The 5,278-nt window shown below is 73.0% G+C and carries 7 protein-coding genes; all 7 read right to left on the reverse strand.

Translation table 11 applies throughout. The annotated features are described in order from the left end of the window. On the reverse strand, positions 1-805 hold an 805-nt coding region (locus ACTIR_RS24125; RefSeq protein WP_034240777.1), incomplete at its 3' end, for an NAD-dependent epimerase/dehydratase family protein. A 5-nt stretch (positions 806-810) separates the two neighbouring features. Further along, positions 811-1,293, reverse strand: coding sequence for an SRPBCC family protein (locus tag ACTIR_RS0117775; RefSeq protein WP_026455288.1), 483 nt, complete (start codon positions 1,291-1,293; stop codon positions 811-813). 59 nt (positions 1,294-1,352) lie between these two features. Beyond that, positions 1,353-2,174 (reverse strand): SAM-dependent methyltransferase, encoded by an 822-nt coding sequence (locus ACTIR_RS0117780; RefSeq protein WP_026455289.1) that lies wholly within the window; start codon positions 2,172-2,174, stop codon positions 1,353-1,355. A gap of 85 nt (positions 2,175-2,259) precedes the next feature. Further along, positions 2,260-2,745: a nucleoside deaminase gene (locus ACTIR_RS0117785; RefSeq protein ID WP_034240832.1), complete on the reverse strand. Its 486-nt coding sequence runs from the start codon at positions 2,743-2,745 to the stop codon at positions 2,260-2,262. Between the two features lie 155 nt (positions 2,746-2,900). Further along, the gene (locus ACTIR_RS0117790) at positions 2,901-3,866 is read right to left on the reverse strand and encodes a phosphotriesterase family protein (protein ID WP_026455291.1); all 966 of its coding nucleotides are present in this window, start codon (positions 3,864-3,866) and stop codon (positions 2,901-2,903) included. Positions 3,867-4,008: 142 nt separating this feature from the next. Continuing rightward, positions 4,009-5,037 carry a LacI family DNA-binding transcriptional regulator gene (locus tag ACTIR_RS0117795; RefSeq protein WP_026455292.1) on the reverse strand — a complete coding sequence of 343 codons (1,029 nt, stop codon included), beginning with the start codon at positions 5,035-5,037 and terminating at the stop codon, positions 4,009-4,011. Beyond that, the coding region (locus tag ACTIR_RS0117800) for a DUF3459 domain-containing protein (protein ID WP_026455293.1) at positions 5,030-5,278 on the reverse strand (249 nt) is incomplete at its 5' end. The genes ACTIR_RS0117795 and ACTIR_RS0117800, both read right to left, overlap by 8 nt.

The following is a 5,278-nucleotide window of genomic DNA, read 5'->3' on the forward strand; positions in this document are numbered from 1 at the left end:
GGGCGGGCACCGCCACGGTGCGGGCGTCCAGCAGTTCGCCCAGCAGGCGGGGGTCCACCGGGGGATCGGCGGCGAGGTTGAACGCCCCGCGCACCGGGGACAGGGCCGCGAGCCGCACGGCCTCGCCGACATCGGCCGCGTGCACCGCCTGGAACCGCAGCCCCGGGATGTCCGGCAACACGGGGATCAGCCCCGGCCGCACCAGCGAGGTCGGCAGGAACGGGCCGACGAACAGGCGGCGCTGCTGCTGCGCCGAGGCGCGCTGGAACACGAAACCGGGCCGCACCCGCACCACCCGGGTCTCGGGGTGGTCCCGTTCGAGAACGTCCAGCACCCGTTCCAGGTACGCCTTCTCCCGCGGGTAGGCGGCCCCGGGCCAGCCGTGGGTGGGCCAGTCCTCGCCGACCGGGTGATCCTTCGGGCCGGGGGAGTAGGCCGCCACCGACGACGAGTACACCAGCGTGGGCACCCCGCACCGGACGACGGACCCGAACACCCGCATCGCCCCGAGCACGTTCGTCCGCCAGGTGGTGACCGGGTCCCGCGTGGGCTGGAACAGCCAGGCCAGGTGCACGACCACGTGCGCGCCGTCGAGGACCGCGTCGACGTCGGCGTCGGTCGCCGCGGCCAGGTCGAGCGTGGAGATCCGCAGCTCGGGTCGGGACCACCGGGGATACCGCCGGGCGACCCCGACGACCGACTCCACCCGGGGGTCGGCGGCGAGAGCGTCCACCACGCTCGTCCCGAGGTTGCCGGTGGCCCCGACGACGACCACACGGACGGTGCCGGAAGGCGTCTCCGCCATCGGACTCACCCGCCGGTCTGCTCACGCACGAGCGCGGCGAGGCGGTCGAGGGCCTGTTCCACACGCCGGTCGGTCTCCTCGCTCTGCTCCCCGCCGAGGTCGGGCTCCTGGCCTCCGCGGAAGCTCAGGTGCAGGGTGGCCACGCTGCCCGGGGTGCCGGTGCCGCCCGCGCTGTCCGACCCCTCCGCACTCGCCGTGCCGGTCACCTCGGCGGTGCCGTCGTCCGGGTCGACCTGCAGCCAGCCGTCGTAGTCCGCATCGGTGCCGCCCCACTCCATCCGGCGCCGCTCGCGGTCGACCTCGACGTAGCCGAAGGCGTCGTGGACCTCACTGCCCTCGGAGACCCACGCGTGCAGGGCGCCGTGGCCCGCGGACTCGACCTCGACCCCCTCCGGGGCCCAGTCGTTCAGCGTGGGCTCCCCGGAGGCGATGTCGAACACGACCCCGGGATCGGCGGGGATCACGCGCGTGTGCTCGAACTCGGTCATGGCCCCGGCATACCCGCACGGGAGGGGGATACACCGGTCGCCGTCCGCGCGCGGCCGGGTCAGCCCGTCTTCCGGGCCACTCCGGCCACGGCCCGCGACCTGGTGACGTCCCCGTGGTACGGGGTGTCGGGACGCCACTCGGGCAACCACACCAGCCCGGGGTCGACGAGTTCCAGCTCGCCGAAGAACTCCGCGATCTCCGCCCGGCCCCGGATGCCGCCGCTGCCGTTGACCGAGGTCTGGCGACTGTAGTTGTCGCCGATCCGTCCGAAGTTGTCCCGGGCCCGGTCGTCGTCGGTGTCCAGGCACGCGTGGGACAGCACGAGCAGGCTCCCCGGTGGGAGTTGCTCCCGGTAGAACGCCATCGGCCGTTCGGGTTCGTCCCCGGCGGGCATCAGGTGCAGCAGTGCGACGGTGAGCAGACAGATCGGTTCGGTCGGGTCGATGCCTTCGCCGAGGATCCGCTCCCACAGTTCCGCCCCGTCGAAGAAGTCCCCGGCCAGCGCGCGGTGCCGGTCCGGGTCGGCGGTGTCCTCCAGCAGGATCTGCGAATGTGCGTGGGCGACGGGTTCGTTGTCCACGTACACCACGCGGGACTCGCCGGGGGCCTGTTCGTCCGCGATCTCGTGCACGTTGCCCTGGGTGGGCAGGCCGCTGCCGAGGTCGACGAACTGCCGGACGCCCTGTGCCACGGCGAACCGCACGGCACGCCGCAGGAACGCGCGGTTCTCGCGCACGGCGTCGGCGATCTCGGGGGCCAGCGCGAGCTGTTTCTCGGCGAACTCCCGGTCGATGGCGTAGTTGTTCGTGCCGCCCAGCCAGTAGTCGTAGATCCGTCCGGAACTGGGTCGGTCGAGGTCGAGAGACGGTTTGTCGGTCACGCCGTGACCCTAGCGGAGCCGAGCGGTCACGGAAACGGTCCGAGCCGGGCGACCGCCCGCCGCCCCACACCCGTCCGGAACGGTGTCAGTCGCCGCGGTGGTAGCGGACGTGCAACCGGCGGACCCGGTCGACGAGCGCCTCGACCGGCCCCTCGACGACCACCCCGGGGGCCACCTCGGACACGGGCAGGGAGCGCACCGGCGCGGGCGGGACACCCAGTTCGGTCAGCCACCCGGACAACTGCGCGGACGAGGCCACGTAGACGATCCGGCCGAGCCCGACCCAGGCGTGCGCGGCCGCACACATCGGACAGTGCTCCCCGGAGGTGTACACCGTGGCCCCGGCCCGTTCCCGTGGCGTGAGCAGTGACGTCGACAGCCGGGCCAGCTCGAACTCGGGGTGCCGCGTGCGGTCCCCACCGGCCACCCGGTTGCGGTCCTCGCCACGCACGACCCCGTCGGCGTCCACGAGCACGGACCCGAACGGCTCGTCCCCGGCGTCGAGCGCCTCCTGAGCCAACTCCACACACCGCCGCAGATGGGCAAGCTCCCTCTCGTCCACAACCCCGATCCTCCCACCCACCCCGCGAGTCGCCACCCCACACCCGCGAGTCGCCACTCCACACCCGCGAGTCGCCACTCCATGTCCGCGAGTCGACGCTCCATGCCCGCGAGTCGGCACCCCACGCCCGGGAACGGACGTGCCGCGCCTCCCGACGCGCCGCGTCACTCGGCGGGCGAGAAGTACCGCCGGGGATTGTCCACCAGCATCGTCGTCAACGCCGCGTCGCCGACGCCCGCCTCGCGCAGCGCGGGCAGGACGTCGTCGTGGATGTGCGTGTAATGCCAGTTCGGCGCGAGCTGCTCCCGCGCACCGGGCGGGAACCAGTCGATGTGGCAGGAGGCGTCGTGGGCCAGCACCATCCGGTCGGCGAGCCCCTCCTCCACGAGTGCCGCCACCGTGGCCACCCGCTGGTCGGTCGGCAGCAGCGGGTCGAGACCGAACCGGTCCATCCCGAGCAGCGACCCGTTGTCCACCAGTTCCCGCAGGTAGTCCCGGTCGGTGGTGTCCCCGCTGTGCCCCAGGACGACGCGACCGAGGTCGACGCCCTCGCGGGCCAGGATGTCCTGAGCCACGAGCCCGGTGCGGTGCACGGCGCTGGTGTGCACGGTGATCGGGGCGCCGGTGCGCTTGTGCGCCTCGGCCACCGCGACGAGGACCCGCTCCACGCCGGGGGTGAGTTCCTCCTCGATCGCGCACTTGAGGAACGCCGCCCGGATCCCGGTGCCCGCGATGCCCTCGGTGAGGTCGCGGACGAACAGCTCGACCATCGGCTCGGGTCCGCCGAGCAGGGTGCCCGGCCCGTGCATCCGGAAGGCGAAGGGCACGCTGTCGTAGGTGTAGAGACCGGTCGCGGGGATGATGTTCAGGTCGACCTCGGCGTTCACCCGGGCGACGCGCTCGATGTCCCGGCCCAGCCCCAGCACCGTCGGGTCGACGATGGTGTCGACCCCGCGTGCGGTGAGGGACTTCAGCCGCGCGACCGCGTCGGCGACCCGTTCGTCCTCGTCCCACAGGTGTGGATAGTTGCGCCGGAGTTCCTCGTCGAGCACGAACACGTGCTCGTGCATCAGCACCGTGCCGAGTTCCTCGACCGGCACCGCTCCCCGGACCGTCTGCACCTGCGCCATCGACGACCTCTCCCTCGAAGCCACGGGCGGGCGACACTAGCGGGCACGGGGCCACCCGATCAAGAAGCGGGCCGCCACCCCGCGCCCGCGAGTCGCCACCCCGTGTCCGCGAGTCGACGCCGCGTGCCCGCGGATCGACGGTTCAGGACGCCGGCGCGCCGCGCGCCCCGGTCGAGCCGCGCACGATGAGATCCGGCTGGAACAGGTACTCACCGGTGGGCACGTCGACCCCGGAGATCTCGTCGAGCAGGGTGCGCACCGCCGCCGTCGTCATGGTCGAGACCTGCTGCTGCACGGTGGTCAACGGCGGGTCGGTGAACGCGATCAGCGGCGAGTCGTCGTAGCCGACCACCGAGAAGTCCCCGGGCACGGACAGCCCCTGCCTGCGGGCGGCGCGGATCGCCCCGAGGGCCATCAGGTCGCTGCCGCAGACCACGGCGGTGCACTCCCGCTCCAGCAGGTGCCGGGCGGCCGAGTGCCCGCCCTCGACGGAGAACAACGAGTGCACCACCAGCTCCCCGGCCTCGTCACCGAGGACGGGTTCCATCAGCAGCCGGAACCGCTCGGCCTTGCGCTGGGCCGGGACGAACCGCTGCGGGCCGACGGCCAGCCCGATGCGTTCGTGCCCCAGCTCCCGCAGGTGGGTCAGCGCGAGTTCCACCGCGGCGGCGTCGTCGTCGGAGAAGAACGGTGCCCGCACGCCCGGTGCGTACCCGTTGACGAACACCACCGGAACCCCGGCCTCGATCAGCCGGGTGTAGCGGTCGTGCCGGGCGGTGGTGTCGGCGTGCAGGCCCGACACGAACACGATGCCGGACACGCCGCGGTCGGTCAGGGCCTCGACGAACTCGTCCTCGGTCGCCCCGCCCGGGCTCTGCGTGCACAGCACCGAGGTGTAGCCGCGCATGGTGAGGGTGCGGTCGATGACCTGGGCGAACGCCGGGAAGATCGGGTTGTCCAGCTCCGGGATGATCAGCCCGATCAGGCCCGCGCTGCGCCGTCGTGCCGGACGTTCGTAGCCGAGCTGGTCCATCGCGGTCAGCACGGCCTGCCGGGTGCCCGCCGCCACCCCCTGTTTGCCGTTGAGCACCCGGCTCACGGTGGCCTCGCTGACGCCCGCCTGCGCGGCGACGTCGGCGAGGCGCACACCGTCGAGTGTCCGGTCAGCCATGCGTGTCTCCGCTCCACCACACCGCACTGTTCGGGGGCAGCGTCACGACCCCGTCCCCATTCTCCCGACCGGCCGTGTCCGGGTCACCACCGTCCCCGAACCCGCCCGGGTGGCTGGCCAGCAGCGGCTCGCCCGGCCGGGGCAGGGTGACCGGCGCGTCCCCGAAATTCACCGTGCAGACGAACCCGTCGCCGCGGGTGAAGGCGAGCACGTCCGCGCGCGCGTCGCACCCGGTGGCGTC

The sequence above is a fragment of the Saccharomonospora iraqiensis subsp. iraqiensis genome (assembly GCF_000430445.1).
In the GTDB taxonomy this organism is placed as follows: Bacteria; Actinomycetota; Actinomycetes; order Mycobacteriales; family Pseudonocardiaceae; genus Saccharomonospora; species Saccharomonospora iraqiensis.

Bases quoted from the DNA above. Each gene is read 5' to 3' on its own strand.
- ACTIR_RS0117775 (WP_026455288.1), bottom strand. From the start codon at position 1,293: ATGACCGAGTTCGAGCACACGCGCGTGATCCCCGCCGATCCCGGGGTC.
- ACTIR_RS0117790 (WP_026455291.1), bottom strand. From the start codon at position 3,866: ATGGCGCAGGTGCAGACGGTCCGGGGAGCGGTGCCGGTCGAGGAACTC.
- ACTIR_RS0117795 (WP_026455292.1), bottom strand. From the start codon at position 5,037: ATGGCTGACCGGACACTCGACGGTGTGCGCCTCGCCGACGTCGCCGCG.